Annotated in this window: 22 protein-coding genes; 11 read left to right on the top strand and 11 right to left on the bottom strand. The window is 59.2% G+C overall.

Annotation, left to right across the window (positions count from 1 at the left end):
* The first annotated feature begins 5 nt into the window (after nucleotides 1-5).
* The 6 genes from flhA (at nucleotide 6) to ACO079_RS12900 (ending at nucleotide 5,642) form a co-directional block, all read left to right on the top strand.
* Nucleotides 6-2,117, top strand: a complete 2,112-nt coding sequence (gene flhA, locus ACO079_RS12925; RefSeq protein WP_421790646.1) for a flagellar biosynthesis protein FlhA — start codon at nucleotides 6-8, stop codon at nucleotides 2,115-2,117.
* A gap of 3 nt (nucleotides 2,118-2,120) precedes the next feature.
* On the top strand, nucleotides 2,121-3,128 hold the full coding sequence (locus ACO079_RS12920; RefSeq protein ID WP_421790645.1) for a flagellar biosynthesis-like protein (FlhF): 1,008 nt from the start codon (nucleotides 2,121-2,123) through the stop codon (nucleotides 3,126-3,128).
* Nucleotides 3,125-3,922 (top strand): cellulose synthase operon protein YhjQ/BcsQ, encoded by a 798-nt coding sequence (locus tag ACO079_RS12915; protein WP_421790644.1) that lies wholly within the window; start codon nucleotides 3,125-3,127, stop codon nucleotides 3,920-3,922. Before ACO079_RS12920 ends, ACO079_RS12915 begins: the two co-directional genes overlap by 4 nt.
* 11 nt (nucleotides 3,923-3,933) lie before the next feature.
* Complete coding sequence (locus ACO079_RS12910; RefSeq protein ID WP_421790643.1) at nucleotides 3,934-4,251, top strand: hypothetical protein; 318 nt, start codon at nucleotides 3,934-3,936, stop codon at nucleotides 4,249-4,251.
* Between the two features lie 101 nt (nucleotides 4,252-4,352).
* Nucleotides 4,353-5,141: a hypothetical protein gene (locus ACO079_RS12905; RefSeq protein ID WP_421790642.1), complete on the top strand. Its 789-nt coding sequence runs from the start codon at nucleotides 4,353-4,355 to the stop codon at nucleotides 5,139-5,141.
* Between the two features lie 45 nt (nucleotides 5,142-5,186).
* Entirely contained in the window at nucleotides 5,187-5,642 is a 456-nt protein-coding gene (locus ACO079_RS12900) for a hypothetical protein (RefSeq protein WP_421790641.1), read from the top strand.
* A 51-nt stretch (nucleotides 5,643-5,693) separates the two neighbouring features.
* Here the strand turns inward: ACO079_RS12900 and ACO079_RS12895 are convergent, their stop codons facing one another.
* Complete coding sequence (locus tag ACO079_RS12895; protein WP_421790640.1) at nucleotides 5,694-6,734, bottom strand: DUF6607 family protein; 1,041 nt, start codon at nucleotides 6,732-6,734, stop codon at nucleotides 5,694-5,696.
* 133 nt (nucleotides 6,735-6,867) lie between these two features.
* Here ACO079_RS12895 and ACO079_RS12890 point away from each other — a divergent pair, with 133 nt between their 5' ends.
* Nucleotides 6,868-8,973 (top strand): TonB-dependent receptor domain-containing protein, encoded by a 2,106-nt coding sequence (locus ACO079_RS12890; RefSeq protein ID WP_421790639.1) that lies wholly within the window; start codon nucleotides 6,868-6,870, stop codon nucleotides 8,971-8,973.
* 123 nt (nucleotides 8,974-9,096) lie between these two features.
* Here the strand turns inward: ACO079_RS12890 and ACO079_RS12885 are convergent, their stop codons facing one another.
* The 4 genes from ACO079_RS12885 to ACO079_RS12870 all read right to left on the bottom strand — a co-directional run bounded on the left by ACO079_RS12885 (nucleotide 9,097) and on the right by ACO079_RS12870 (nucleotide 13,102).
* The gene (locus ACO079_RS12885; protein ID WP_421790638.1) at nucleotides 9,097-9,513 is read right to left on the bottom strand and encodes a flagellar FliJ family protein; all 417 of its coding nucleotides are present in this window, start codon (nucleotides 9,511-9,513) and stop codon (nucleotides 9,097-9,099) included.
* Entirely contained in the window at nucleotides 9,510-10,835 is a 1,326-nt protein-coding gene (fliI, locus tag ACO079_RS12880) for a flagellar protein export ATPase FliI (RefSeq protein ID WP_421790637.1), read from the bottom strand. Before fliI ends, ACO079_RS12885 begins: the two co-directional genes overlap by 4 nt.
* Before the next feature lie 85 nt (nucleotides 10,836-10,920).
* Nucleotides 10,921-12,744: a hypothetical protein gene (locus ACO079_RS12875; RefSeq protein WP_421790636.1), complete on the bottom strand. Its 1,824-nt coding sequence runs from the start codon at nucleotides 12,742-12,744 to the stop codon at nucleotides 10,921-10,923.
* Between the two features lie 85 nt (nucleotides 12,745-12,829).
* Nucleotides 12,830-13,102 (bottom strand): zf-TFIIB domain-containing protein, encoded by a 273-nt coding sequence (locus ACO079_RS12870; protein WP_421790635.1) that lies wholly within the window; start codon nucleotides 13,100-13,102, stop codon nucleotides 12,830-12,832.
* A 248-nt stretch (nucleotides 13,103-13,350) separates the two neighbouring features.
* On the opposite strand from ACO079_RS12870, the gene ctrA reads away from it, so the two are divergent.
* Nucleotides 13,351-14,046: a response regulator transcription factor CtrA gene (ctrA, locus tag ACO079_RS12865; RefSeq protein ID WP_421790634.1), complete on the top strand. Its 696-nt coding sequence runs from the start codon at nucleotides 13,351-13,353 to the stop codon at nucleotides 14,044-14,046.
* A gap of 192 nt (nucleotides 14,047-14,238) precedes the next feature.
* Nucleotides 14,239-15,357 (top strand): hypothetical protein, encoded by a 1,119-nt coding sequence (locus ACO079_RS12860; RefSeq protein ID WP_421790633.1) that lies wholly within the window; start codon nucleotides 14,239-14,241, stop codon nucleotides 15,355-15,357.
* A 31-nt stretch (nucleotides 15,358-15,388) separates the two neighbouring features.
* Here ACO079_RS12860 and ACO079_RS12855 read toward each other — a convergent pair whose 3' ends face one another.
* The 3 genes from ACO079_RS12855 to chpT form a co-directional block, all read right to left on the bottom strand.
* On the bottom strand, nucleotides 15,389-16,225 hold the full coding sequence (locus ACO079_RS12855; protein ID WP_421790632.1) for a CheR family methyltransferase: 837 nt from the start codon (nucleotides 16,223-16,225) through the stop codon (nucleotides 15,389-15,391).
* Between the two features lie 2 nt (nucleotides 16,226-16,227).
* Nucleotides 16,228-16,599 (bottom strand): response regulator, encoded by a 372-nt coding sequence (locus tag ACO079_RS12850; protein WP_421790631.1) that lies wholly within the window; start codon nucleotides 16,597-16,599, stop codon nucleotides 16,228-16,230.
* A 79-nt stretch (nucleotides 16,600-16,678) separates the two neighbouring features.
* Complete coding sequence (gene chpT / locus ACO079_RS12845) at nucleotides 16,679-17,353, bottom strand: histidine phosphotransferase ChpT (RefSeq protein WP_421790630.1); 675 nt, start codon at nucleotides 17,351-17,353, stop codon at nucleotides 16,679-16,681.
* A 192-nt stretch (nucleotides 17,354-17,545) separates the two neighbouring features.
* Between chpT and ACO079_RS12840 the strand changes: the two genes are divergently transcribed.
* Nucleotides 17,546-19,012: a peptidoglycan DD-metalloendopeptidase family protein gene (locus ACO079_RS12840; RefSeq protein WP_421790629.1), complete on the top strand. Its 1,467-nt coding sequence runs from the start codon at nucleotides 17,546-17,548 to the stop codon at nucleotides 19,010-19,012.
* 121 nt (nucleotides 19,013-19,133) lie between these two features.
* Here ACO079_RS12840 and ACO079_RS12835 read toward each other — a convergent pair whose 3' ends face one another.
* Nucleotides 19,134-19,631, bottom strand: coding sequence for a PadR family transcriptional regulator (locus ACO079_RS12835; RefSeq protein ID WP_421790628.1), 498 nt, complete (start codon nucleotides 19,629-19,631; stop codon nucleotides 19,134-19,136).
* 70 nt (nucleotides 19,632-19,701) lie between these two features.
* On the opposite strand from ACO079_RS12835, the gene ACO079_RS12830 reads away from it, so the two are divergent.
* Entirely contained in the window at nucleotides 19,702-20,541 is an 840-nt protein-coding gene (locus ACO079_RS12830) for a retropepsin-like aspartic protease (RefSeq protein ID WP_421790627.1), read from the top strand.
* A gap of 41 nt (nucleotides 20,542-20,582) precedes the next feature.
* On the opposite strand, the gene clpB is transcribed toward ACO079_RS12830, so the two are convergent.
* Together clpB and ACO079_RS12820 are read right to left on the bottom strand one after the other, a co-directional pair.
* Nucleotides 20,583-23,195, bottom strand: a complete 2,613-nt coding sequence (clpB, locus tag ACO079_RS12825) for an ATP-dependent chaperone ClpB (protein WP_421790626.1) — start codon at nucleotides 23,193-23,195, stop codon at nucleotides 20,583-20,585.
* Nucleotides 23,196-23,370: 175 nt separating this feature from the next.
* Entirely contained in the window at nucleotides 23,371-23,949 is a 579-nt protein-coding gene (locus ACO079_RS12820; protein ID WP_421790625.1) for a DUF4167 domain-containing protein, read from the bottom strand.
* Nucleotides 23,950-24,024 lie beyond the last annotated feature (75 nt).

The following is a 24,024-nucleotide window of genomic DNA, read 5'->3' as shown; positions in this document are numbered from 1 at the left end:
AGTAGATGGCTGACACCACCGCCTCCTCCCAGACCGGCTCCGGCGGGTTTGACCTGATCGGATTCCTGAAGAAGGGTCTGCGCGGCGATGTCGCGCTGGGTATCGGCATTCTGGGCATACTGGTCATGCTGATCCTGCCCATGCCGCGCCTGTTAATGGATATCGCGCTTGCGATCTCTATTTCCTTCTCGGTTCTGGTGTTGATGACGGCGCTGTTCATCAAGAAACCGCTGGAGTTTTCCGCCTTTCCTGCGGTTTTGCTGATCGCCACGCTGTTGCGGCTGGGCCTTAACATTGCGTCCACCCGCCTGATCCTGTCGAACGGGGCGGAAGGGACGAATGCCGCAGGCGAGGTGATCGAGGCCTTCGGGGCCTTTGTGATGCAAGGCAATGTCGTGATCGGCGTCATCGTCTTCATCATCCTGGTGATTGTGAATTTCGTGGTGATCACGAAAGGCTCGGGCCGGATTGCAGAGGTTGCGGCTCGCTTCACTCTGGATGCCATGCCCGGCAAGCAGATGGCGATTGATGCGGATCTGTCGGCCGGCCTGATCAATGAAGATGAAGCCCGCCAACGGCGAAAAGAGCTGGAAGGCGAGAGTAATTTCTTTGGTGCCATGGATGGTGCCTCGAAATTCGTGCGGGGTGACGCGATTGCCGGGCTGTTGATCACAGCCATCAATCTGATCGCTGGCATGGTGATCGGTATCGCCCAATCCGGAATGGATTTCGGCACCGCCGCCTCGACTTATTCGACCCTGACAATTGGCGATGGTCTGGTGTCACAAATCCCGGCGCTGATTATCTCGGTGGCCGCTGGCCTGCTCGTCTCGAAAGCCGGAGTGGAAGGTGAAGCGGACAAGGCCCTTTATGGGCAGCTCGCCGGTAATCCGCAGGGCCTGTACATGGTCGCGGCCACAGCTGGTGTCATCGGGCTGCTGCCGGGTATGCCGATCGCACCTTTTGCGTTGATGGCGCTGACCGCAGGGGGTCTGGGCTTCGTGGCCAGCCGACGAACAGCCAATGAAGTCGCAGAAGAAACAGCGCGAGTGGAGCAGGAAACTGCCGAGACGGAAAATGCTGAGCCGCCGATTGGCGAGACGCTCGCCATGGATGAGCTCAAGATCGAGCTCGGCTATGGATTGTTGCCGCTGATCAATGATGTCGAAGGCCGCAAACTGACCGATCAGATCCGGGCGCTGCGCCGGACCATGGCCGAAGAAACCGGCTTTGTGACGCCGTCGGTGCGGATCATCGACAATATGCGTCTGGGCTCGAATGATTACGTCATCCGCGTCAAGGAAATGAAGGCGGGCGACGGCATGGTGAAGCTGAAGCATCTGCTCGTTATGGATCCGCACGGTGCGCAGATCGATCTGCCCGGGGATCATGTGAAAGAACCGGCCTTTGGGCTTCCGGCCACCTGGATCGACGAAAATATGCGCGAGGAAGCCACATTCCGCGGCTATACGATCGTGGATCCCTCAGCCGTGCTGGTCACGCATCTCACAGAAGTTCTGCGAGAGCATATGCCGGAGCTGTTGACCTATGCCGAGGTCGATAAGCTGATCAATGGCCTTTCGAAAGAACACAAGAAACTGGTTGATGATATCTCGCCCTCGCAAATCTCGCGCGCGGGCATTCAGCGGGTTCTGCAGAATCTCTTGAAAGAGCGCGTTTCGATCCGCGATCTGCCGACCATTCTGGAGGGCATCGCCGAAGCCAGTGCGCATTCTCAGCATGTTGATGCGATTACCGAACTGGTGCGCGCTCGCCTCGCCCGTCAGATCTGTCACGCCAATACCGGTCCGGACGGGCAATTGCCGGTTCTGGCCATGTCGCCGCAATGGGAACAGGCCTTTGCCGAAGCGATGATCGGCGATGGCGAACGCAAGCAGTTGGCGCTGGCGCCCTCCAAGCTGCATGAGTTCGTTGCTGCGGTTCGCGATGCCTATGAGCGCGCGGCCAATCAGGGTGAAACACCCGCCCTGCTGACCAGCCCGGCGACCCGGCCGTATGTGCGCTCGCTGGTCGAGCGTTTCCGCCCGAACACGGTCGTAATGGGCCAGAATGAAATCCACCCGTCAGCTCGGCTGAAAACCATGGGGCATGTCTAGATTATGCGGCTGAAAACCTTCTCCGCCCCCTCGCTGGCTGAAGCCATGTCGGATATCCGCCGCGAGCTGGGCGAGGATGCGATTATTGTTGCGACCAGCGATGCGCCCGGCGGAGGCATTCAAGTTCGCGCGGCTGCTGACGGGCCCGGCATTGGTGAAGTCATGGAAGCCCCACGCGAGCGGGCGCAGCGTATCAACAGTGAAATCCGGATCCAGCGCGGCGAGGATAGTGACGGGATCGACCGCATCATCCGCGCGCTGAGCTTTCATCGTGTCCCCGATACAGCGATCGAAGCTCTGGCCCGTTTCTGTGAGCTACAGGAAGCCGCGCCTGCCGCTCACCTGCTCGCTCAGGCTATCGAGAACCGTTACGTCTTCTCGCCGATTGAAATCGAAGCCGGACAAGCCTTGTTATTTGCCGGTGCGCCAGGGGCTGGCAAAACAGCCACGCTTGCCCGGATTGCCGCGCGCGCTGCCGCATCGAATGTGCCGGTCCTCATCCTCGCCAGTGATTGCGAACGAGCTGGAGCAGAAGCGCGGATAGCCGAACTCGCTGAAAAACTCGGCATTCCTCATGGGTTGATTGATGATCCGCGCGAGGCCGAAGAGCAGGTTCAGGCCGCAGGCGATCAGCTGGTGCTGATAGATGCCCCAGCGGGTAATCCCTTTGACCTTGATGATCTGGATATGACGGCGGCGTTCGCCGCAGCAGCAGAAGCCGACATCATAGCCGTGATTGATGCTGGCACTGTGCCGGAAGATGTTGCGGACTCAGCCGCGCTCTTTGCCTCCATTGGCGCCAGGCGCTGCATTATTGCCAAGAATGATTGCGCCCGCCGCAAAGGCGCGCTGATCAGCGCGGGGGAAGCCGGGCTGGCCTATGCGCATCTATCCGCCAGCCCCTATATCGGCAGCGGGCTTGCTCCGGCAACGCCTCTGCGGCTCGCCCGCACTTTGCTGGACCAGCATGATTTGCCGGAAGATGTTCTGACCGAGGGAGAGGCGCTATGAGCTTTCTGACTGGCGAAAACGCTCCGGCTGGCCGCATCCTCGCTATTGCCTCGGGCAAGGGCGGGGTCGGCAAGACGGTGATGGCCGCAGGTCTGGCTCAGGCTTTCTCAGCGCAAGGCGAACGCCTGCTGCTGATTGATGGCGATCTGGGCATGGCGAATATTGATGTTCAGCTGGGCCTGTCTCCGCAAGCCGATCTGGCCGCCGTGATGTCGGGGCAGGTCTTGCTGGAAGATGCCTGTGAACCGGTTTTGGGCGGCGCCGCCAGGCCGGGCGGGTTTGACGTCATTCCCGGGCGCTCCGGGTCTGGCGGCCTCGCGGGCCTACGCCCCGATGCAGTGAACCGTCTCGCAGCAGCATGCGCCACAATCGCGCTGTCCTATGAACGCGCCATTCTTGATCTCGCCGCAGGTGCCGATGACAGCACAATGCGGCTGGCGATGGCGGCTGATGATGTATTGCTGGTTATCAATGACGAACCGACCTCGCTGACGGACGCGTATGCCTTTGTGAAACGTCTGCGCATTCGCGATGAAAGCGCGGCGCCACTGGTGGTGGTCAATAACGCCCCGACGCCGGACAAGGCGCGCGAAGCCTATGCCGCTTTTAAAATGACATGTGAGAAATTTCTCGGCTATGCGCCCACGCTTGCCGGAATTGTGTCCCGCGACGAACATGTGCCCTTGGCCATCCGGGCGCAATTGCCGCTGGGGCAGCGGTCTCCGGACTGTGCGGCTATGCGTGATCTCGCCTCATTGGCGAGCGGGCTCGCCGCCGGACGCGAAGCAGCGTAGGCTGGTCCGTTATGGAAGCGATCCTCGACAGGGTTTCAGACGGTTTCACCGCCATGGACTGGTGGTTGATCCTGGTCTGGTCGCTGTTTGGCGCGCTGATCATGCGCCGGATGACACAATTGCCTGTGGTAGTTGGCCTGGCCTTCGTGGCCGATACCGTTACGCCTTTTTTCTATCGGCTGGCGACCGGGGTTCCGTCTGATTTCTCATTCGCATTGATGCTTGACCGGCTCGATGGGCGCGGCGGGCTAGTGCTCCTGACCACGCTTTTTATCTATTTTCTATTGATTGGCATTCTGTTCACGCTCAAGGGCCGCTTTAGACGGTGATCCTGAGTGCCGGGATAAGCCTCGCTGCGGCCCTGTTCTTGCCGACCGGGTGCAATACGGCAGGTTGGGGGTTTTGCGTCAGCAAACCGCAAGAGGTCGAGATGCGGCTTTTTCCGGCCGGTCCCGACGGCGTGATTTATGGCTTCGTCATGGAAGATGGCTCACAGGCGCGCATTTATGCCGGATGGTCGCCCACCGGCATGGCAAGTGGACGCTGGTCGGAACGGCGGCAGGGCCTGGAAACCGTGCGTTGGCGCGCCAGTGAGAATGGCCGGATCGATTATTATATTGATCGCCCGTGGGCCGAGAGCGCGGGTATTCCGCGACGGCTTCATGCCTGGGTCGAAGCTTCGGAAAATGGCGAGATCAGCGGCGCAGAGAGCCTGATCCTGACGCTGAGGTCGTGCGATCCGCGCATGTGTCCTCCGCCGGCCGCCGCGCTGGTAGAGCCAAATGGTGGCGGAGGCTCGCCAGAACCTGCGCCTGTTGTTGCAAACGCCGCAGAACCCGAAGCGGAAACAACGCCGGAGACTGATTCCGCCGAGGCGGTGGAAACGGAGACGACGATTGAACCTCTGCCCCGGCCAGAACCGGAGCCGGTTGCGGAGGTTGCCAGCGAGATTGACGAAACTTCGCCACTCGGCACCGAACAGGTGCCGCCAGTTGCGGAGAGCGTTTCAGAGTCTGCCGAGACTGCGGCGGAAGCCGAACCGATTATTCCAGAACCTGAGCCGGGCGATGAACCGGTGATCCCGGAAGCGGTTCCGGATAACGTCACTGAGCCTGAAAGCGCTGAAGATGAGGCCACTGAACCGGAGGACGCCGCTGAGGAACCACGTCAGCGCCGTGGACCGGTTGTATTGACCGGAAATGGCGGAATGCATCCATAAGCCCGTCGATCTGCATCGGTTGAGTAAACCGAAGGAGATTATTCGATGCTGGTTTCCCTGCTCGCGCTGAGTCTCAGCGCCACACCTTTTAATCCTGCTTCCCCCACAGAGTTTGCATTTGGCGGTTCGCCCGACGCGCATGACTTTGCGTCGATCTGTTCAAGCCATTCGGAACGTGTTATGGATCCTGCGGAAAACCCGCTGGCGAGGGAAAGCCTAACTCAAGTCGATTGCGAGGGTTTTGACTACTTCGGGCAAGCCCGTCTTGCCGAGTTTGTCTTTGCCGACGGTGCGCTGACCCATGTCTGGGTGCTCGTGGACGCAACTGAACTGGAAAATTTGCAAGCCGCTTTTACGGGCGCATTTGGTGATCCAGATCGCGAAGCGCCGGTCTTCGCGGCCTATTTCGAGGCGCGCGCTGCGGTTCGGCGGGATATTCCCGAAGCGCTATATTATGGCGAAGCGGCGGCTCCGCTTTTTGAGGCGTTCTTTTCGCAATAAAAAAGCTCCCGGCCAAAACCGGGAGCTTTCGCATTCAACTTGTTCTTTGGCTTACTCAGCGGCGGCCATACGCTCGGGCGCGCCTTGCACGTCAACTTGTGCGTTGAGCAATTCCTGGGCTTCCGTCCAGGCGCCATCCACGGTCTCGGCGCCGAAAAAGAGCCGCATGGAGGCGTTCAGCATCGGGCCGTAAAGCAACGTGCCTTCCGCATCATCGTCGACGTGGAAGCCGGTGGTGGTGGCTTCCAGATTGTCCCAATAGTCGCGAACCAACTGCCAGTAATCGGCGGTCGCCGCCCAATACTCATCGGCATTGCTGTCATTCGGCAGATCGGTGCGGACGTAAGTGTTCACACCCACTTCGCGAACCAGCGGGGTAAACTCGCCATCCTCGCCAACGACCAGCTTGGTGTTGTCTTGCTCATGGACCCAGCCCCAAGCGGTGACCACATGGCGGTTGACCGCTTCAATGGCGTGGTAATCGGAACGTGTCGTGTCATCGCGGCGCGGCAGCGGACGCCAGGAGGTTTCCGGCTCCCAGGTGGAAATGGCCTCGCCATGCTCCCAGCGGGCCAGACCGGCATAGCGCGGGCTGTCATCGACCTGATAGACGCTCTGCGACCAGGCACCGGCCGCTTCGGCGTCAGAGATTTCGACCATGTCCCAATTGTCGTGACCACGGAAGGCCATCATGCGTTCCGGTTGATATTCCCAGTCCTGGCGCCAGTGCTTGATGACCATGGCGTCGTCTTCTTCGCCGGTCAGTAGCAGGTGTTGCATCACGATCAGATCACCTGTGTCCTCGATCACGCGAACGACTTCCCGGGCCTCTGACAGCTTGTCATCGGCCAGTTCATAACCGTCCTGCAGCGCCACGACTTCGCGGAAATCGAAGGTAACGTCATACTCTCCAGCCATGGCCAGAATGGCTTCGCGGTCGCGCTGAAACTCCGCTTCGCTGCGCTCATAAAGCGGTGCGATGGCGGCGGTGCTCATCATGGCGCTGCCGCCGGTTTGGGTGCCGGACTGAGTGGTGGCGCAAGCGGTCAGGCCAAACGCCAGAGCGCCCACGACGGCAAATCTTGAAAGCATGGAATACCCCATCGGTGTGTCTCATCTGCAGCGCGATCCGTTATCGCAACACATTCTCACTTGCAATTGCAATAACGTCACGGCATGTAACCGGTCAAGCGTTATTGCGAATTATTTGCAGAAAGTGAGAGTCATGTTCCGTCGCCGTTTCCAGCTGGCTAGTGTCAGCAGTCTTGCCCTTGCCGTTTTCGCTGGTTTTGCGAGTGCGCAGGAGACCCCTCAAGACGAGCCAGAGACCGTCGATGACGTGATCATCGTTACAGCAACGCGCACCGAAATCCCGGCCTTTACCTATCCCGGTCAGGTTTCAGTGGTGGATTCAGAGACGCTGGACCTGATCCAGCCGGACACGCTGGAAGCGCTCTTGCGTCAGATTCCCGGTCTGGAAGTTGGTGGTGGCCCGCGCCGGACCGGCCAGACGCTGACCATGCGCGGACAATCACGAGAGAATGTGACGCTGCTACTGGATGGCGCGCGGCAGAATTTTAACTCTGCCCATGACGGCATCTTCTTTGTCGACCCGGCCCTGCTCTCTTCGGTGGAATCGGTTCGCGGACCGGCCTCAGCGCTTTACGGATCTGGTGCCTCGGGCGGTGTGATCGCTTTCCAGACCGCTGATGCGGACGATCTTCTGGAAGATGGCCAAACGCTGGGCGCGCGCGCCACGGCCGGCTATCGCAGTGTAAATGAGGAATTTGCCGTTTCAGGCGCCGTTTATGGCCGGAATGGACAACTGGACGGGTTGGCATATCTCTCCCGCCGGGAAAGCGGAGATATCCGCTTGGGCTCCGGAAATGATCTGCCGGCTGATGACATGTCGATCGCCGGGCTTTTTAAAGTGGGCCTGGATGCGGCGCCGGGCGTGCGGTTTGAAGGCTCCTGGCAGGCCTTCCGCGGCGAAGCAACCGAACCAAATAACGGTCAGGGCAATTTGGGCGTGGGCGGGCTGAACCCGCTGGTGAATAAGGACATTGAAACCGACAGCTTCCGCCTGGGGGGTGAAATCGCCCCGTCCGGCAGCTTCCTTGATCTCAATGTTACCCTGTTCCAGACAATCTCCCATGTCGAAGAAACCGAGACGATTGGCGGCCGCGTCGTGGACCGCGAGTTGGAAAGCCGCGGTTTCCGGACAGATCAACGCTTCGAGTTCAATCTCGGCCCGGCAGATGCGGCCCTCACAGTTGGTGGGGAAGTCTATGAAGACGAACAATCCGGTTTTGATTCAACCGCTGCGAACAATGTCCGTGGCGGCGTGCCTGATGCCTCCACCGAGTTTGCCGGCGTCTTTGCCCAGCTGGAATTGACCGCGTTTGAGCCGTTTGGTTTGCCAGGCGAAGTGGTGATTCTGCCGGGTATTCGCTTTGACGATTATGAGAGTTCTTCTGCGATTGCCGGGAATAATAGCGACAATCAGACCTCGGGCCGGTTTGGTGTTAGCTATGCGCCGAACAACACTTTCCTGGTGTTTGCCAATTGGGCTGAAGCTTTCCGCGCCCCGTCAGTGAACGAGATCTATCTCGACGGCACGCACTTCTCGCTGCCCCACCCTGTGCTGGGCGCGCCGGTTTTTGTGACCAACGAATTCATCGCCAATCCGAATTTGCGGCCTGAATCGACCGAAACGCTGGAAATCGGCGCTGGCTTGGGCTTTGACAGCGCCTTCCACCCCGGCGACCGGCTGGAGATCAAAGGGTCATGGTTTGAAACCCAGGCTGAAGACCTGATCAATCTATCGGTAAACTTCGCCTTCAATCCCACCTGTTTTGCTCCGCCCTTCCTGCCCTGTTCGGCAGGCACCACGAATAGCGCGAATGTCGCTTCAGCCACACTCAACGGGTATGAAGTCCAGCTGGATTATTCGAGTGGACCGTTTGATCTGGTGGCCTCTCTGTCGGAAGTGGATGGTGAAGATGATGCGACCGGCAATCCGGTTGGATCGCTGACCCCGGTCCGCCTGTTTGTCGATGGCCGCTGGCAGATTGAGGAGCGACGGCTGACGCTGGGCGCGCGGGCCGAGTTTGCAGGCGATTTCGACAAGACGAATACGCCCACTGAAGAACGTGATGGCTATACGACGCTGGATCTTTACGCGAATTGGCGGCCAACAGAACAATCGCCGATTACGATCTCGGCGGGTATCGATAACGTCTTTGAAGAAGACTATTCGCGGGTGTTCGCCGGGGCCAGCGAGGCTGGCCGCAGCTTTCGCATTGGCCTGACCTGGACCGGCGGGCGGTAATTTTTACATTCGTCATCCCGGATGACGCGTAGCGGCAGTCCGGGACCCATGCCGAAGCATTATCGTTCCAGCATGGGTTCCGGGCTCGCACTTTGTGCGCCCGGGAATGACGGGTGTATTTCCCTAATGCGCTGACCGGCGGCGGGACTGGGCGATTTCGTCGAGCTCCGCCTGCTCTTCGGCGCGCAAAGCTTCTTCAATGCGGGCGACGCGGCGTTCTTCGAGGAGCTCGTACTTTTTAAGCTCGCGGAAGGCCGCTTCCAGACGCCCGCGGATTTCATCGGCCTGCTGGTCGACTTCCTCCATAGACGCGCGGATGTTCTGCTTTCGCTTGATCACGGCCTGGGCATAGCTGCCATAGGCGAGATAACCGTCCTTGTTTTGCGTCGCAGCCGCCTGTTCCTCGGGAACCGAGGCTTCGAGACGCTCGACCTGATCGATCAGCGACTGACGCACCCGGTCGATATCGGCGAGTTGCTTTTGCAGCTCCTCAACCTTGAACCGGGCCAGCCGGATCAGTGGCTCGTGTGAACGAGTCATGTTGTTTCTCCATCACCACCCAAAATCCCGGCCAGGGCTGCGAAGCCATCATTTATACTCGTGGCTTCGTCTTTCTCCTGGCCAAGGAATGCTTCGAGCGGACCGTTCAGCGCGATGGCCCGATCCGTCTCTTGATTGGATCCGGCGGCATAAGCGCCCAGCCGGATCAATTCTTCCATATCGGTATAGACCGACAGTGTGCGGCGCGCTTCGCGCACCAGTTCGGCTTCATTGCCTTCATACACTTCGGGCGCGACGCGGCTCACCGATTTGAGCACATCAATCGCCGGATAGCGGCCCCGTTCGGCAATCTCGCGGCTCATGACGATATGCCCGTCCAGAATGCCGCGGACCGCATCGGCCACAGGCTCGTTGTGATCATCGCCATCGACCAGAACCGTAAAGATGCCGGTGATCGAGCCCGTGCCATTTGGTCCGGGACCGGCGCGTTCCAGCAGGCGCGGCAGTTCGGCAAAGACGGATGGCGTATAGCCGCGCGTGGTTGGTGGTTCGCCTGCCGCCAGACCGATCTCGCGCTGCGCCAGCGCCACACGCGTCACGCTGTCCATCAGGCAGAGCACATTCTGGCCCCGATCGCGGAAGTATTCGGCAACGGTCAGCGTCAGCTGCGCAGCCTGACGGCGCGCCAGAGCCGGGGCATCAGACGTTTCCGTGATCACCACCGATTTGCGGCGACCATCTTCACCTAGAACATCCTCGACGAATTCGCGGGCCTCACGGCCCCGCTCGCCCACCAGACCGATGACGATGACATCGGCATCGGCATTGCGCGCCAGCATGGACATCATCACGGACTTACCCACGCCGGAACCGGCAAACACGCCCAGGCGCTGTCCTCGTCGCATAGGTGTAAACGTGTTCAAGACGCGAACGCCCAAATCCATACGCGGCCCCAAGCGGCCCCGGCCATGCGCGCACGGCGGTTGGCCGCGCAGCGGATAAGACACCGGGCCTTTGGGCAGTGCCTCGCCGCCATCCAGCGGCTGTGCGAAACTGTCGATCACCCGGCCCAGCCAGGCGGGAGAGGGCCGCACGCTGGCGACTTCCGGATCCAGCTTTGCGATCGAACCCGGACGCACACCGTCCACCGGCTCAAACGGCATCATGATGGCAGACGGGCCTTTAAAGCCGACAACCTCGCAGGTGGCCTCTCCGGCCGCCGTGCCGATTTGCGCGCGCGCGCCTAGCGCCAGGCCGGCCGGCGGCCCATCGACCTCGACCAAAAGGCCATTAATGCCTGTCACGCGCCCTGTCATGACACGCGGGTCCATGGCCTCTATCCGGTCGATCAGCGCCTGCATTCTTGATCCTCTCGCGCCCCTTTTGGGCACCCTCGAAAATCAAGCTATCAAATTGGGGTTAGAGCCCCGTAAACAGACGTGCGATTTATGGAACGCAATCGGCCAAGTCGTCGTCGCTAAGCGTAACCCCCTGTCGGACAAGCCGGTGTACACCGGCATCCTGATCTTCGGTCGCCGGATTCGCCTCGGTCTCCGGAATGCCGGACAAAATCAACACGCCACAGTAAGCTACAGGGTTCCCGAGCATGCTGGGTCCAAACCGGACGGGAACGAAAGTGCCTATTCGATCACCATCGGTAACCGCATTTGCTGCGTCAAAGTCCGGCCCGTCGGCACTTGCCTGAAAAAAAATAGCCGCATTCCATAATATTGATGCGACATTCTCTGAAGGATCGCGCTCCATGAAACCGTCTACAAAAACGCCTGCATCCTGATCATCCTCATCTGGATCCTCCACCGTGACAGTCGAAGATTCCCCGACGTCCGGCGAGGCATCATATGAACCGGAGGCAGGGGCGACGCCATCTTCGTCGCGTGGCCGGCTCAATTGCGACGGAACTGGCGCACACCGCGTCCGGCCATTGTCCAGGAAGTCATTTTCAAATCCGGCCGTCCCGGTCCAATCATAAAAGAGACCTCTTTCTGCCGTCAGGGTTGGATTGACAGGGATGGTCATATCCCCGACGGCCTGCCGCGGCGTGCCGGTTCCCAATACTGTCAGGGAAAGAGGCCCGGCTTGCCGATAGTCGAATTGAACCGGCTGATTGAAGGGCTGTAGATCGAAATCGTTGATCGTTACAAAACCCTGAAAAAACACCTCATCCTCATTTGGCGCATCTCGCTGCTGGGTCGAGGCGCGAGTCCGACGGCCGGAAACAAGGACACCGCCCGTATTCAGGCTCATCGCGGTCGTGTCTCCGGTTGACCGCGTTGCGCACTGATAAGAACCATAGGGAATGCTGGCGTCCACACCCGCGATCGGCATGGCTCCCATGGCGATTTCAGTAATAAAGACGCCAGGCGCCTGATAGGCTTGGGGCCGGGCTGAAGGAGCATCAGTGAACGCTTGCGGAGCGTCTCCGGCGGGTATGGCATTGCCGATAGTCAAGCGAAGACGCAGCAAATCCGGATAGAATGGCACGCCCATTTCTGCTGGAACGCGAACCCTAACCGCAAACAACTTGGTTTCATTGGCCTCCCAGCTGGCGATGGGAAGCGACGGCCGTTGCGGGCCCAGGCAAGCGCCCGCTGCATCGGTTTCGCAAACCAGAACCGTCATGTTCCGGTTTAGCAACGAAAAGTTTCGAATTTCCGGTTCGACAACCAGATTAGTGGCGGCTTCGCCAATGTTGATTGCCGCGGCTGTCATCAGCAGAGAACGAGGTCCGGTTGCGCCAACACGGGCGACGCCATCATTGGTGAGCGTATCGGACACCAGAAGGATATCCGGCGCCGCTGAGTTCATGACCGAAATCTGAAAATCTGTGGTGCCCGGGTATCTCGGAGTATCGAAGTTAGACCCACCGGCATTGGTGCAGCGGATGTTCGGGATGAGCAATCCGGCATACTCGGAATCGACGGTGATCGCCGCAATGTAATCCTGCCGCCCACCTGCCGGTATCGTGACCGTCGCATTCGGTGCACTCGTGAAATTGCTGCCATCCCAGGCCATCAACTCCATCTGGGCTGTAACGCCGGCAGGTACCCCACCCAAGAATCCACCGAAACGTGGTGTACAGTCCAGCGACTCGTTTCCGGAGTTAACAATTGTAGTGAAATAGGTCACTGGCTGATTGACCAGTCCCGCCCTGCCATTTGGCAATATTGAAAACTGAACCGGGCTGACCTGCGCCAGTGCAGACGCAGAAAACAAAAAGAACACAACAATAAAAAGCGCTATTGTCCGCACAATTATCTCCCCTGCTAAGGAGATTAGCGGCAAATGACCTTGACGTCACACTGACCTGTTGCTCGTTGTGTTGCTTAGACGGTCCCTACAGCTCGAAATCGAAGAGTTCGGACAGGAAGCTTTCGCGGCGTTCCGGGCGGCGGTGCCCGTCACGGCGATCTCCGTGATGATGACGCTCGTCGCGGTCCCAGCCACCCTGATGGGGCGGTGGCGCAGCGCGCGGGGGTTCGGCCCGCTCGATGATCTTGTCGAGCTCGCCTCGGTCCAGCCAGACGCCGCGGCATTTCGGGCAATAGTCAATCTCGACACCGGACCGGTCGGCAATGACGAGGGTTTCACCATCAATCGGGCATTTCATCGGGAGCGGCTCCTGAGTAAATCTCAGGCGCTATTTAGAATGCCGCCCGCCCCCGTCATCGGGGATTGGCAGAGACGGCGTCCCCTATCTCTCGCCCCCATTAGAACGAATCGAGGACGGACTCGATTCTGCCATACGAGTCAATTCGCGGTTAACTTTCGTTAACGCTTTGCATCTACCGTCCGAAGCACGTTAACCATGGAAACAGTGGCGGAGTGATTCGTCACACAGCGGGGCGGAGATTATCCATGCGGGTTTTGCTCATCGAAGATGATCGCGCGACAGCGCAATCCATCGACCTGATGCTTAAATCTGAAGGCTTTAATGTCTACACGACAGATCTGGGCGAAGAGGGTGTCGATCTCGGCAAGCTCTATGATTATGACATCATCCTCCTGGATCTGAATCTGCCGGACATGCCCGGCTTTGATGTGTTGAAGACGCTTCGCATGTCGAAAATCGAAACGCCGATCCTGATCCTGACCGGTAATGCGGACATTGATAACAAGGTGCGCGGCCTGGGTTGCGGCGCCGATGATTACATGACCAAACCCTTCCACAAGGACGAGATGGTCGCGCGTATCCACGCCATTGTGCGCCGCTCGAAGGGTCATGCCCAATCGATCATCACCACCGGCGAGATTGCCGTGAACCTCGATGCCAAAACGGTGGAAGTTGATGGTCACCGTGTGCACCTGACGGGCAAGGAATACCAGATGCTGGAACTGCTCTCCTTGCGGAAGGGCACGACGCTGACCAAGGAAATGTTCCTGAACCATCTCTATGGCGGAATGGACGAGCCGGAATTGAAGATCATCGACGTCTTCATCTGTAAGCTGCGCAAGAAGCTCGCTTCGGCAACTGGCGGCCAGCATCACATCGAAACCGTCTGGGGCCGCGGCTATGTTCTGCGCGACCCGGTTGAACAAAAGGACGTGGCCTAAACCTCCACACCCCTCAAGCAGGACAAGCCCGGTGCCCCGCGCCGGGCTTTTTCTTTTAAACTCAATTACCCCATGGCAATGCCGATCCTTACCTGTTTGTAATGGCCTGCCGGGGCTGCCCGCTGCTAGGCTTTCAGCGAACCGGCTTCGTGGTCGGGCATTCCGGTCGGTCAGACAAAATCAGGAAACGCGATGCGTTATACCCTTCTAATTTTCACGCTGGTCCTGACGGCCTGCAGCCCACGCGAAGACCGGACCGAAATACGCCTTACCCAAGCCGATCTGCATGAGTTCATTGTCCTGTCTGCCTTGCTGGAGACGGGCGATAGCGAAACCGCACTGGCGCGCTTTGCCACGCTTGAGATCGGCGAAAACAATGTTGCGCTTGAGCGCCTGGCCATGCGGCCGGAGCGCGAAACGATCACCTTGTTTGAAACCGAACCCCCCGAGGATGGCGCGATTGTCCCTGAGCTGCGGCTCTATGACGGCTTTCTGGATTATACCCTCTTCGAGCTGGGAGGCGCGGCGCTTGCGGGCGGAGATTTGGTCAGCCTCGAATCGATTATTGCGCTCCTGCAATTGCGGCGCGACGTCACCCGGACCGTGGTGATTTTCAACAACTGCCAGCGCGCCCTTTTTGCGGACATTTTGATCGAGTTGCGGGACGAAGCCCTGACCTCAGAGGAAATTTTTGATCGCTGGCAGTCCGGAACCGCCCGGAATGCGGCGTGCGATCATGCCGGCAGCGGCGGGCAGCTGGTCTTCTGGCCTCTGTTCGATTCAAATTATGCACCGATTATCGAGGCACAGATCGCAGAGCGGCTGCAACAATCGGGAATGGAAGTGCACAGCTATTGGGATCGCGAACCCTGTCTGTATCTTCTCACTATAGAGGAACTGGGCGATGTGCTGGAAGATCCGGAATTTGCCGGCGACGCTTCGCTGGATGATTTGCGCGATCAGGTGGCGCGATGTTCACGGGGCGACCGGGCCGCTTTCGCCCGCGCGCAGATTAATCCGCAGTCAGGGCCCAGCCTGCCTCAACTCGTCGCGCAGGACTTGCTGCCATCAGATCTTGCCGCCTTCCTCCTGGAGGCCGGGATCAATGAAGATGTCGCGCTTTGCGAGCAAACGCTCATTCAGGAAGACGGCTGGTCCTGTACAGAGCAGGTTCAACGCCTGGTTCATGAGCCCGTTACAGATCGCTGGGTGATCTATATCCACTTGCCATTCGGAACACATTTTTTCACGGTCGCACGGCAGGCAGATGGGTATGAAATCCTGTCGGCCTACTTCCTGGGCGTGCTTTAAGCGTTTGGAACCCCAACCGGGGCTAACCCTTTCAGGCCGCCTGTCGGGCGCTTTCCAGGGTCCGGGCGTATACGCCTTTGGCGCCACTCATGGCGCGGAACATTTCTCCGGCTCCGGCTACGGTTTCACCGCGGCCGAGGATAAGATAACCGGCGGTGCCTGAGCGTTCTGCCAGCATGCGCAGCGTGTGTTTGCGCGCATCCGGCGTCATGCCAGACAGAACATTGCGGCAGAAAATGACGTCAAACGCGCCGAGTGTTTCCGCAGGCTTCAACAGATTGCCACGTTCAAAACGCGCCCAGCGCTTGATCGAATCCTTCAACTTCCATTGCTGGCCTTCCGGCTCGAAATGCTCGATCAGCCGGTGGATGGACAAGCCGCGCTGGACTTCAAATTGCGAGTAGACCCCGGCTTGCGCGCGCTCGATGGAGCGGCGGGAAATGTCGGTTCCAATGATTTCGATTTCCATATTGCCCAGCTGGGCTTTTTGCTCTTCCAGCAGCATGGCCAGAGACCAGACTTCCTGCCCGGTACCGCACCCGGCCGACCAGATGCGGATCGGGCCGGACTTACCCTTTACCCGTGCCAAGACCGGCAGGATATCCGACATGAAGTGTTCGAGCGGGGCCGCATCGCGGAAGAACCAGGTCTCGTGATCCGCCAGGCTCTCTACCACGCGCCGCCAGAGCCGGTCTTCCTGTGATTTTTCAAGCGCATTCACCAGGTCGGATTGGCTGTCATAGCCTTCCGACCGGGCGACCGGCGCCAGGCGGGTTTCGACCAGAAATGTCTGGGCGGCAGGAATGGCGATACCGGCGCGGCGGCGCGCTTCGGCGGAGACGGACTTTATGGCGGCGCTATCGAGCATGGCTATCCCGGGATCAATCCGACTTGCTGGAATTTCGACTGAACAATGTCGCTGTCGAAAGGTTTCATGATGTACTCGTCGACGCCCGCGCGAAGCGCTTCGGTAATCGAGGGAACATCATTTTCTGTGGTGCAGAACACAACAACCGGCTGGTCGCCATCGGGTTCCTGCCTCAATGCCTTGACGAAATCGATGCCATTCATGACCGGCATGTTGCGGTCGAGCAGGATGGCATCCGGCATGCCCGACCGGCAGTGTTCGAGGGCCGCAGCGCCGTCGGGCGCTTCCTCACAATGAAATTTCAAACTCTCGACGATGCGGCGGGCGACTTTCCGGATGACCCGGCTATCGTCTACGACCAGGCAGGTTTTCATGGCGGGTCTCTCTCCTCAACGCGTGGGCCGCGTCCAGAAGTTCACCGTCACCCGCTTTGGTTAACAGGTCTTTGAAAGATCAGGCCGCCATGGAGGCATTCGGGATGATCAGCGCCACAAATTCCACGCGGTCCTCGCCATTCTGGGCCGTGACACGACCGCCAGCCGAACGCGCAATCAAACCAGCATAGTATGGCTGAATCGAGCGGCCATTGAAGCCGTCTTCTGGCTCCTTGCCATCCAGCGCCGCTTCGAAATCGGGTTTTAGCTCGGCGCGAGGGCCTTCGGCAATCAGGCGCATCCGCGTGCCACCAGCCCCGTCCGCGCTGGCTTCGACCGTTACTGTACCGCCGCGTGCTGCCGCCGAACCGGCCGCCATACAGAGGTTCAAGAGCAAGCGCGCTGCCGTTTTTTCAAGACCAGACGCACTGACTTTCCAGACCAGGTCGGGACGCAAGGTCGAGAAATAGTTTTCCGCCAAGCCTTTCAGCTCGTCAGAGTCCATTGTTCCCGGCGCGGACCCGGCCGCGCCAAAGGCGATCCGGGCAAAGGCCAGCTTGGCTTCGGCCTGCCGCGCATTCTCGCGGACCAGCTCGATCGCATCCTCGCGCATGCCGTCGGCATCGTCATCATCCAGGACGCTAAAAGCCATGCCCATGGCAGAGACCGGGCTGACAAGATCGTGGCACAGCCGCGCACAAAGCAGAGCGGCGAGTTGTTCGGGGGCCATGTTGGCGGGGCTGGTTTCAGTCATGTTTTATCCTGATACATGATTCTGCCGCGATGTCCTGACCTTACAAATTCTGACTGTCAGTAAACACTTGGCAACTTCCTTACGTCACGTCATTGTCTCGCCCGCATTCGTCTGACAGCACAAGAACTGCAGCGGGCGCGGTTCTTGCTCATCGTTGAACGAAGCAAGTTAGCTATCCATTAAAGGCCATACATGTCCGGTTTTGATGTGCGTTCTCTCGACAATTTGCGTCGCCGTTCCGCGGCGATCATCGCGAGCGTCAGCCTGTCGGTAATTCTGCTTGCTGCACTCTTGATCAGCCGCATTGGCGGTGAGGCTGATACTCCGGAAATCGTTGAACTTTCAGAACCGTATTACACAGAAACCGAAACCACAGCAGCTGCAGAATTGGACGCCGTGCCTTATGTGACGACGTCTGTAGACGCCCTGCAGCAAATGGAACACGCCGCGTTTTATACCGGCTGCGTAGCCTGTCCGCTTGAAACCCAAACCGTCGCCGCAGAAGTGCCCCGAGGCGGGACGCTCGCCGGTGCTTTAAGCGATGCCGGTGCATCCGGCGGCGATATCGCCCGCGCCGTGAATGCGCTGGAACCGGTTTTTGACGTGCGCCGCGTCCGCGCTGGCCAAGGATTGACGGTATATCTCGAAACGCCGCGCGATCAGGCTGACGATGCGGATGGTCCGCGCCTGTCCGGATTTTCTTTCCGCCCCGATATTGAACGGTCCATCACGGTATCGCGCCTGGAAGATGGCAGCTATCGCGCGCGTGAAATGACCGCGGAGTTTGAACGCGAACTGGTGCGCTCCTCCGGTTCCATCACGACCAGTCTGTATGTTGACGCCCTGGCAGCCGGCGCAACCGACCGGATCGTGGTCGAGCTTGCCGGCGTACTCGCCTACGCGGTCGATTTTCAGCGTTCCATTCGCGAAGGCGACCGCTTCGACGTGGTCTTCGAACGCTTTCTGGACGCCGACGGCAATGTGATGCGCACCGGCGATGTTCTATACGTGATGTATGCCGGGCGCGGCGATCCCTTTGAATACTTCCGTTATGAGGCGGAAGATGGCGAGGTGGCCTATTTCAATGCCGAAGGCGAAAGCGCGCGGCGACTTCTTATGATGACGCCGATCAATGGCGCGCGCCTGTCGTCACATTTCGGCATGCGCCGTCATCCGGTGCTGGGCTATAACCGCTTGCACCGGGGCACCGACTTCGCTGCGCCGACCGGTACGCCGATTTTGGCTGCGGGCTATGGCGTGGTTGAACGCGCCAACCGGTTTGGCACATTCGGCAACTATATCCGCATCCGTCATTCCAACGGATTCCAGACGGCCTATGCGCACCTGAATGGATTTGCGCGCGGCATTACGGCTGGCGCGCGCGTGCAGCAGGGTCAGGTCATTGGCTATGTCGGGACGACCGGGCGGTCCACCGGTCCGCACCTGCACTATGAAGTGCATCACAACGGCCAGGCCGTGAACCCGATGTCGCTGGATCTGCCCACGGGCCGCGTGCTGGAGGAAGATGAGCTTCCGCTGTTTCAGGCGGAACGCGACCGGATCATCCAGATCCGCGAAACGGCCCGGAACGCCGCAGAAGTTGGCGAAGTACCTGCGTCTCACCTGGTCCAGGCCGAATCCGGTGACGGCGCACGCTAGTTTGTCGTAGATTTTGGCTGATCAGTTTGTTTGAGGACAATCCAGAAGATCGAAGCAATTGTCGTTTCGAGACACCGATCATGGATTATTCCACGCTGAGACAGCACAATATGCCGCCCGTTTAAGCCAAATTCTTCAACCAGCCCTTGATCCACCGGCGCCGCATCGCCAGCCAGGAATCGTGGGCCTGGATCGTCCCTGGCGCTTCCGACGGCGGCAAAAATTCATCTTGACGCTCCAGCACGGCAGACAGCATGGACCGCGCGGCTTGCTTCGGCACCTGCGAGATAAAGGCTAACCGCGTACGCACGGGGTCATACCCCATATCGGCCGCGCGATCCGCATCCAACAACCAGGCCGTCAATGCAAACTGACCGGCTGCAGTCAGGCGAAACACTTTCTTTGGACGCTTCGAAAGCGACTCATCTTTTGATTCGACCAGGCCGGCAGTCTCAAGCCGCTTCATCAGCGGATAAACCGCACCTGCACTGCCCGACCAGAAAGATGACGGCGAACGCCGGAACCATTCCTTTATCTGATACGCGGTGACCGCAGTTTCGCGAGCAATCAGGGCCAGTGTCGCACCCTCCAGCTCGGTGACCGATTCTCTGGATGACATATTTTTCACTTCTCCTGCTATCGGTATCGGGGCATTTAGATGTTACGAATCGTAATATATAGGTGATCTCATGTTTGTAACCGCATTGATGGCTCTCGCAATCATTTCCCCTTCGCCCACCGACACACCTCATACAGCCTCCATGGATATTTCAACTGGACGGCCAGTTGTGGAAGTGATGATCAATGGGGAAGGCCCCTTCCCATTCATATTCGACACAGGCGCCAGCGGCGCAATGATCCGCACGAGCCTGGTGGAAACGCTTTCGCTTGAACTGGGTGAACGCCGGCCAGTCGGTAGCCCGGCGGGCGGCGATCCGGTGGAGGTTGATACGACGCAATTGTCGGAGATTCAGCTGGGAGGCGCACAAGCCAATGATATCGGCGCAATCATTATTGATTTCGGCGACCCCACCCAAATGGGAAGTGTCGGCGTTATCGGGCCGGATATTTTCGCGGACTATGGCCGCGTGGCTTACGATTTTTTATTGAATCGGGTCGAGATCGGAGGCGAGCTGCGCCACGCTACGGATGCGACTTGGTTGAGTTTCGCGCCCACGTCGCCGCTGATCGAAATCCCCTTACGCGTCGAAGACGTCTCGCTGCCGGTTCATATTGATACCGGCAACCCCTCCACACTGACCTTTCCAGAAACGCGGATCAATGAACTCCCCATCACGGCGCCTGCCCGAGTGGTTGGTGAGGCCCGAACTATTGATCGGGTTATGGAGATCCAGATGGCACCGATTGATGCATCGGCCTTTATTGGAGATGCCGAAATCCCGCTTTCGCGGATAACGACTCTGCCATTGCCATTCGCCAATATGGGAACGGCGGCGCTTATCGGTCTCTATCTGGAAATCGACTGGCGTACTCATCGTGTGGCTATAAGTGACGGCGGGGAAAACTGAATGCATGGCTTTGGCGGGCGCGATTGCCGACCTGCCATCGCCTAGTTCACCATCACGTCGGGTGGCGGGGCAGCTTCGCGGGCAATCGCGTTGCCATTGATCAACAGAAAACCACCCTCTGCAGAGACCTTGATCTCATCGCCGTCTTTCAGCTGGCCTTCCAGCAACAATCGTGCGAGCGGATCCTGGAGTTCCTTCTGGATCACCCGTTTCAGAGGCCGCGCCCCATAGGCGGGATCAAAGCCCTTCTGGGCCAGCCAGCCACGCGCGGCTTCATCCAGCTCTATGGTCATGCGGCGGTCTGCCAACAGTTTCGCAAGACGCTTCATCTGAATATCGACAATCGCGCCCATATGCTCTTCGGCCAGACGGCGGAACAGGATGATCTCATCCACCCGGTTGAGGAATTCAGGCCGGAAGTGCGCGCGCACCGCGCCCATAACCGCATCGCGCGCCGTTTCTACATCGTCTGCGGACATAAGGAATTCTGCGCCCAGATTGGACGTCATGATGATCAGTGTATTGCGGAAATCGACGGTGCGGCCTTGCCCGTCGGTGAGACGGCCATCATCGAGCACCTGAAGCAGCACGTTGAATACGTCCGGGTGCGCTTTTTCGATCTCATCGAGCAGGATCACCTGATAGGGCCGGCGGCGAACCGCTTCTGTCAGCGCCCCGCCCTCATCATAGCCGACATAGCCCGGAGGCGCGCCGATCATGCGGGCAACCGAGTGTTTTTCCATATATTCGGACATGTCCATTCGCGTGACCGCGTGTTCGTCGTCGAACAGGAAATCGGCCAGCGTTTTGGTGAGCTCGGTTTTACCGACCCCGGTCGGGCCCAAAAACAGGAAGGAGCCAATCGGACGGCTGGGGTCCTGCAGCCCCGCACGGGCGCGGCGGACGGCATCGGAAACGGCGGCAAGGGCTTCATCCTGACCGACGACGCGCCCGCGCAGCGCATCCTCCATTTTCAGGAGTTTTTCACGCTCACCTTCCAGCATTTTATCCACCGGAACGCCCGTCCAACGGGAAACGACGGCCGCGATCTGTTCTTCGTCGACCACCTCTTTTACAAGTGCGCCATCCTCGCTGGTTTCAGCGGCTGTGACCTTCGCTTCAAGTTCCGGAATAACGCCGTACTTCAGCTCTGACGCTTTGCCGAGATCGCCCCGGCGTTCCGCATCCGCCAGCTCGGCGCGGGCGCGGTCGAGCCGGTCTTTGACTTCGGTTGAAGACGCCAGCTTGTCCTTCTCGGCGCTCCAGGCGGCGGTGATTTCATCGGATTTCGATTGCAGCTCGGCGATCTCCTTGCCCAGCTTCTCCAGCCGGGTTTTGGAAGCGTCATCGGTTTCCTTCTTCAAGGCTTCCGCTTCGATCTTCAGCTGCATGATGCGGCGGTCGATCTCGTCCAGCTCTTCCGGCTTGGAATCGACCTGCATGCGCAAGCGCGAGGCCGCCTCATCCATCAAATCGATGGCCTTATCCGGCAGGAAACGGTCGGTGATGTAACGGTTCGAGAGCGTGGCGGCGGACACAATGGCGCTGTCGGAAATCCGTACACCATGGTGGACTTCATACTTATCCTTCAGGCCGCGCAGGATGGAGATGGTGTCCTCCACGGTCGGCTCCCCGATGAAGACCGGCTGGAAGCGGCGGGCGAGCGCGGCGTCTTTTTCCACATGCTTACGGTATTCATCCAGCGTGGTGGCTCCAATGCAGTGAAGTTCACCGCGCGCCAGGGCGGGCTTCAAGAGGTTGGACGCATCCATCGCGCCATCGGTTTTGCCCGCGCCTACAAGCGTGTGCATTTCATCGATGAAAAGGACGATATTGCCGCCCGCACTTTCCACCTCACCCAGTACGGCTTTCAAGCGTTCTTCAAACTCGCCGCGATACTTCGCACCGGCGATCAGAGAGCCCATATCCAGGGCGAGAAGTTTCTTCTCTTTCAGGCTTTCCGGCACGTCGCCGTTGACGATGCGCAAGGCCAGACCTTCCGCGATAGCTGTTTTGCCGACGCCGGGCTCCCCGATCAGAACCGGGTTGTTCTTTGTCCGGCGTGAGAGCACCTGCACGGCCCGACGGATTTCTTCATCGCGCCCAATAACCGGGTCCAACTTGCCCTCACGGGCCGCCTCGGTGAGGTCGCGGGCAAATTTTTTGAGGGCTTCATAGCTGTCTTCCGCCGACTGGCTGTCTGCGGTGCGGCCTGCGCGCATGTCATTGATCGCGGTGTTCAGCGATTGCGGCGTGAGGCCGCCATTTTTGAGAATATCAGCGGAATGCGCCCCCTTGGCGATGGACAGCGCCTGCAAAAGCCGTTCAGCGGAAATGTATTGGTCGCCCGCCTTCCTGGCGGCTTCCTCGGCTGTTTTGAACACATCCGCGGTCTGAGGCGCCAGATAGATCTGCCCGGCACCCGCGCCTTCGACCTTCGGCAAACGCGCCAGCGCCTGATCGGTCAGATCCTGAACCTGGCCGGGATTGCCGCCAGCGGATTTGATCAGATTGACCGCCAGCCCGCCTTGATCCTCGAGCAGGGCTTTGAGCACATGTTCGGGCGTGAACTGTTGATGGCGCCCGGTAAGCGCCAATTGTTGCGCGTTTTGAATGATGGACCGCGCGCGATCGGTATAGGTCTCCAGATTCATGTCTTTTCCATCTCCCGTTCAGGCGAGATTGCAGGTTTGATGCCGCCTTGAATGAAGCACGGCAGGTGTGTCTGGGTTTGAGATAGGTGTTGCCTATTGATCACACAAGATCAGGACACAAAAGAAAAACCCCGGCACAGTGGCCGGGGTTCTGAAAGTCTCTGTAAGCGCCTGATCAGGCCGCCTCGGTTTCCGAGCTGTCACCGGAATCTTCGGCCGATTTACGAGGCCGCCGGCCGCGCCTGGGCTTGGGTTGCTCCTCACCGTCGTCGGCCGCAGCAACATCCGGCTGCTCGCTTTTCGCAGGATCAACCATTTCAAGCGGATCGGATTTTTCTTCGGCGGACTGGCGCTTGGGACGGCGGCCGCGGCGCGGGCGCTCGTCTTGCTGTTCTTTGTTGCCCTCAGACTGATTTTCCGACTGATCAGACTTGTTCTGGGCCTGATTATCATCCTCGCCGTCATTCTGGCGCTGTTGACGGCGGCGGTCCTGCTGTTCCTGCTGACGCGCGCGGCGTTGTTCCTGCTCGGCCTGCTGGGCGGCAACTACACGGAAATAATGATCGGCATGCTGGTAATAGGCTTCTGCCATCACCCGGTCACCCGATGATGAGGCATCTCGCGCCAGCTGCATGTATTTGTCGTAGACAGTTGAGGCATTGCCCCGGATTTTCACATCCGGACCATTGCTTTCAAATGAGCGGTTACCCTGATTGCCGGGTTTCCCCCGGCCGCGTCCGCGCTGACGTTTCATCGCCGTCAATCCTCGCAATATTCAGGCTGTATTCGTGCCGCTTTCCCCCATGTACTTGCGGCGAGCATCATCCGT

The sequence above is a fragment of the Hyphobacterium sp. genome (genome assembly GCF_965228115.1).
In the GTDB taxonomy this organism is placed as follows: Bacteria; Pseudomonadota; Alphaproteobacteria; order Caulobacterales; family Maricaulaceae; genus Hyphobacterium.
Note: the sequence above shows the minus strand (reverse complement) of the source record. Positions and strands in the feature narration are given on the sequence as shown.

Bases quoted from the DNA above. Each gene is read 5' to 3' on its own strand.
- flhA (WP_421790646.1), top strand. From the start codon at position 6: ATGGCTGACACCACCGCCTCCTCCCAGACCGGCTCCGGCGGGTTTGAC.
- ACO079_RS12835 (WP_421790628.1), bottom strand. From the start codon at position 19,631: ATGTCATCCAGAGAATCGGTCACCGAGCTGGAGGGTGCGACACTGGCC.
- ACO079_RS12830 (WP_421790627.1), top strand. From the start codon at position 19,702: ATGTTTGTAACCGCATTGATGGCTCTCGCAATCATTTCCCCTTCGCCC.
- ACO079_RS12860 (WP_421790633.1), top strand. From the start codon at position 14,239: ATGCGTTATACCCTTCTAATTTTCACGCTGGTCCTGACGGCCTGCAGC.
- ACO079_RS12920 (WP_421790645.1), top strand. From the start codon at position 2,121: ATGCGGCTGAAAACCTTCTCCGCCCCCTCGCTGGCTGAAGCCATGTCG.
- ACO079_RS12870 (WP_421790635.1), bottom strand. From the start codon at position 13,102: ATGAAATGCCCGATTGATGGTGAAACCCTCGTCATTGCCGACCGGTCC.
- ACO079_RS12820 (WP_421790625.1), bottom strand. From the start codon at position 23,949: ATGAAACGTCAGCGCGGACGCGGCCGGGGGAAACCCGGCAATCAGGGT.
- ACO079_RS12905 (WP_421790642.1), top strand. From the start codon at position 4,353: ATGCGGCTTTTTCCGGCCGGTCCCGACGGCGTGATTTATGGCTTCGTC.
- fliI (WP_421790637.1), bottom strand. From the start codon at position 10,835: ATGCAGGCGCTGATCGACCGGATAGAGGCCATGGACCCGCGTGTCATG.
- ACO079_RS12840 (WP_421790629.1), top strand. From the start codon at position 17,546: ATGTCCGGTTTTGATGTGCGTTCTCTCGACAATTTGCGTCGCCGTTCC.
- clpB (WP_421790626.1), bottom strand. From the start codon at position 23,195: ATGAATCTGGAGACCTATACCGATCGCGCGCGGTCCATCATTCAAAAC.
- ACO079_RS12855 (WP_421790632.1), bottom strand. From the start codon at position 16,225: ATGCTCGATAGCGCCGCCATAAAGTCCGTCTCCGCCGAAGCGCGCCGC.
- ACO079_RS12910 (WP_421790643.1), top strand. From the start codon at position 3,934: ATGGAAGCGATCCTCGACAGGGTTTCAGACGGTTTCACCGCCATGGAC.
- ACO079_RS12885 (WP_421790638.1), bottom strand. From the start codon at position 9,513: ATGACTCGTTCACACGAGCCACTGATCCGGCTGGCCCGGTTCAAGGTT.
- ctrA (WP_421790634.1), top strand. From the start codon at position 13,351: ATGCGGGTTTTGCTCATCGAAGATGATCGCGCGACAGCGCAATCCATC.
- ACO079_RS12915 (WP_421790644.1), top strand. From the start codon at position 3,125: ATGAGCTTTCTGACTGGCGAAAACGCTCCGGCTGGCCGCATCCTCGCT.
- ACO079_RS12890 (WP_421790639.1), top strand. From the start codon at position 6,868: ATGTTCCGTCGCCGTTTCCAGCTGGCTAGTGTCAGCAGTCTTGCCCTT.
- ACO079_RS12850 (WP_421790631.1), bottom strand. From the start codon at position 16,599: ATGAAAACCTGCCTGGTCGTAGACGATAGCCGGGTCATCCGGAAAGTC.
- ACO079_RS12895 (WP_421790640.1), bottom strand. From the start codon at position 6,734: ATGCTTTCAAGATTTGCCGTCGTGGGCGCTCTGGCGTTTGGCCTGACC.
- chpT (WP_421790630.1), bottom strand. From the start codon at position 17,353: ATGACTGAAACCAGCCCCGCCAACATGGCCCCCGAACAACTCGCCGCT.
- ACO079_RS12900 (WP_421790641.1), top strand. From the start codon at position 5,187: ATGCTGGTTTCCCTGCTCGCGCTGAGTCTCAGCGCCACACCTTTTAAT.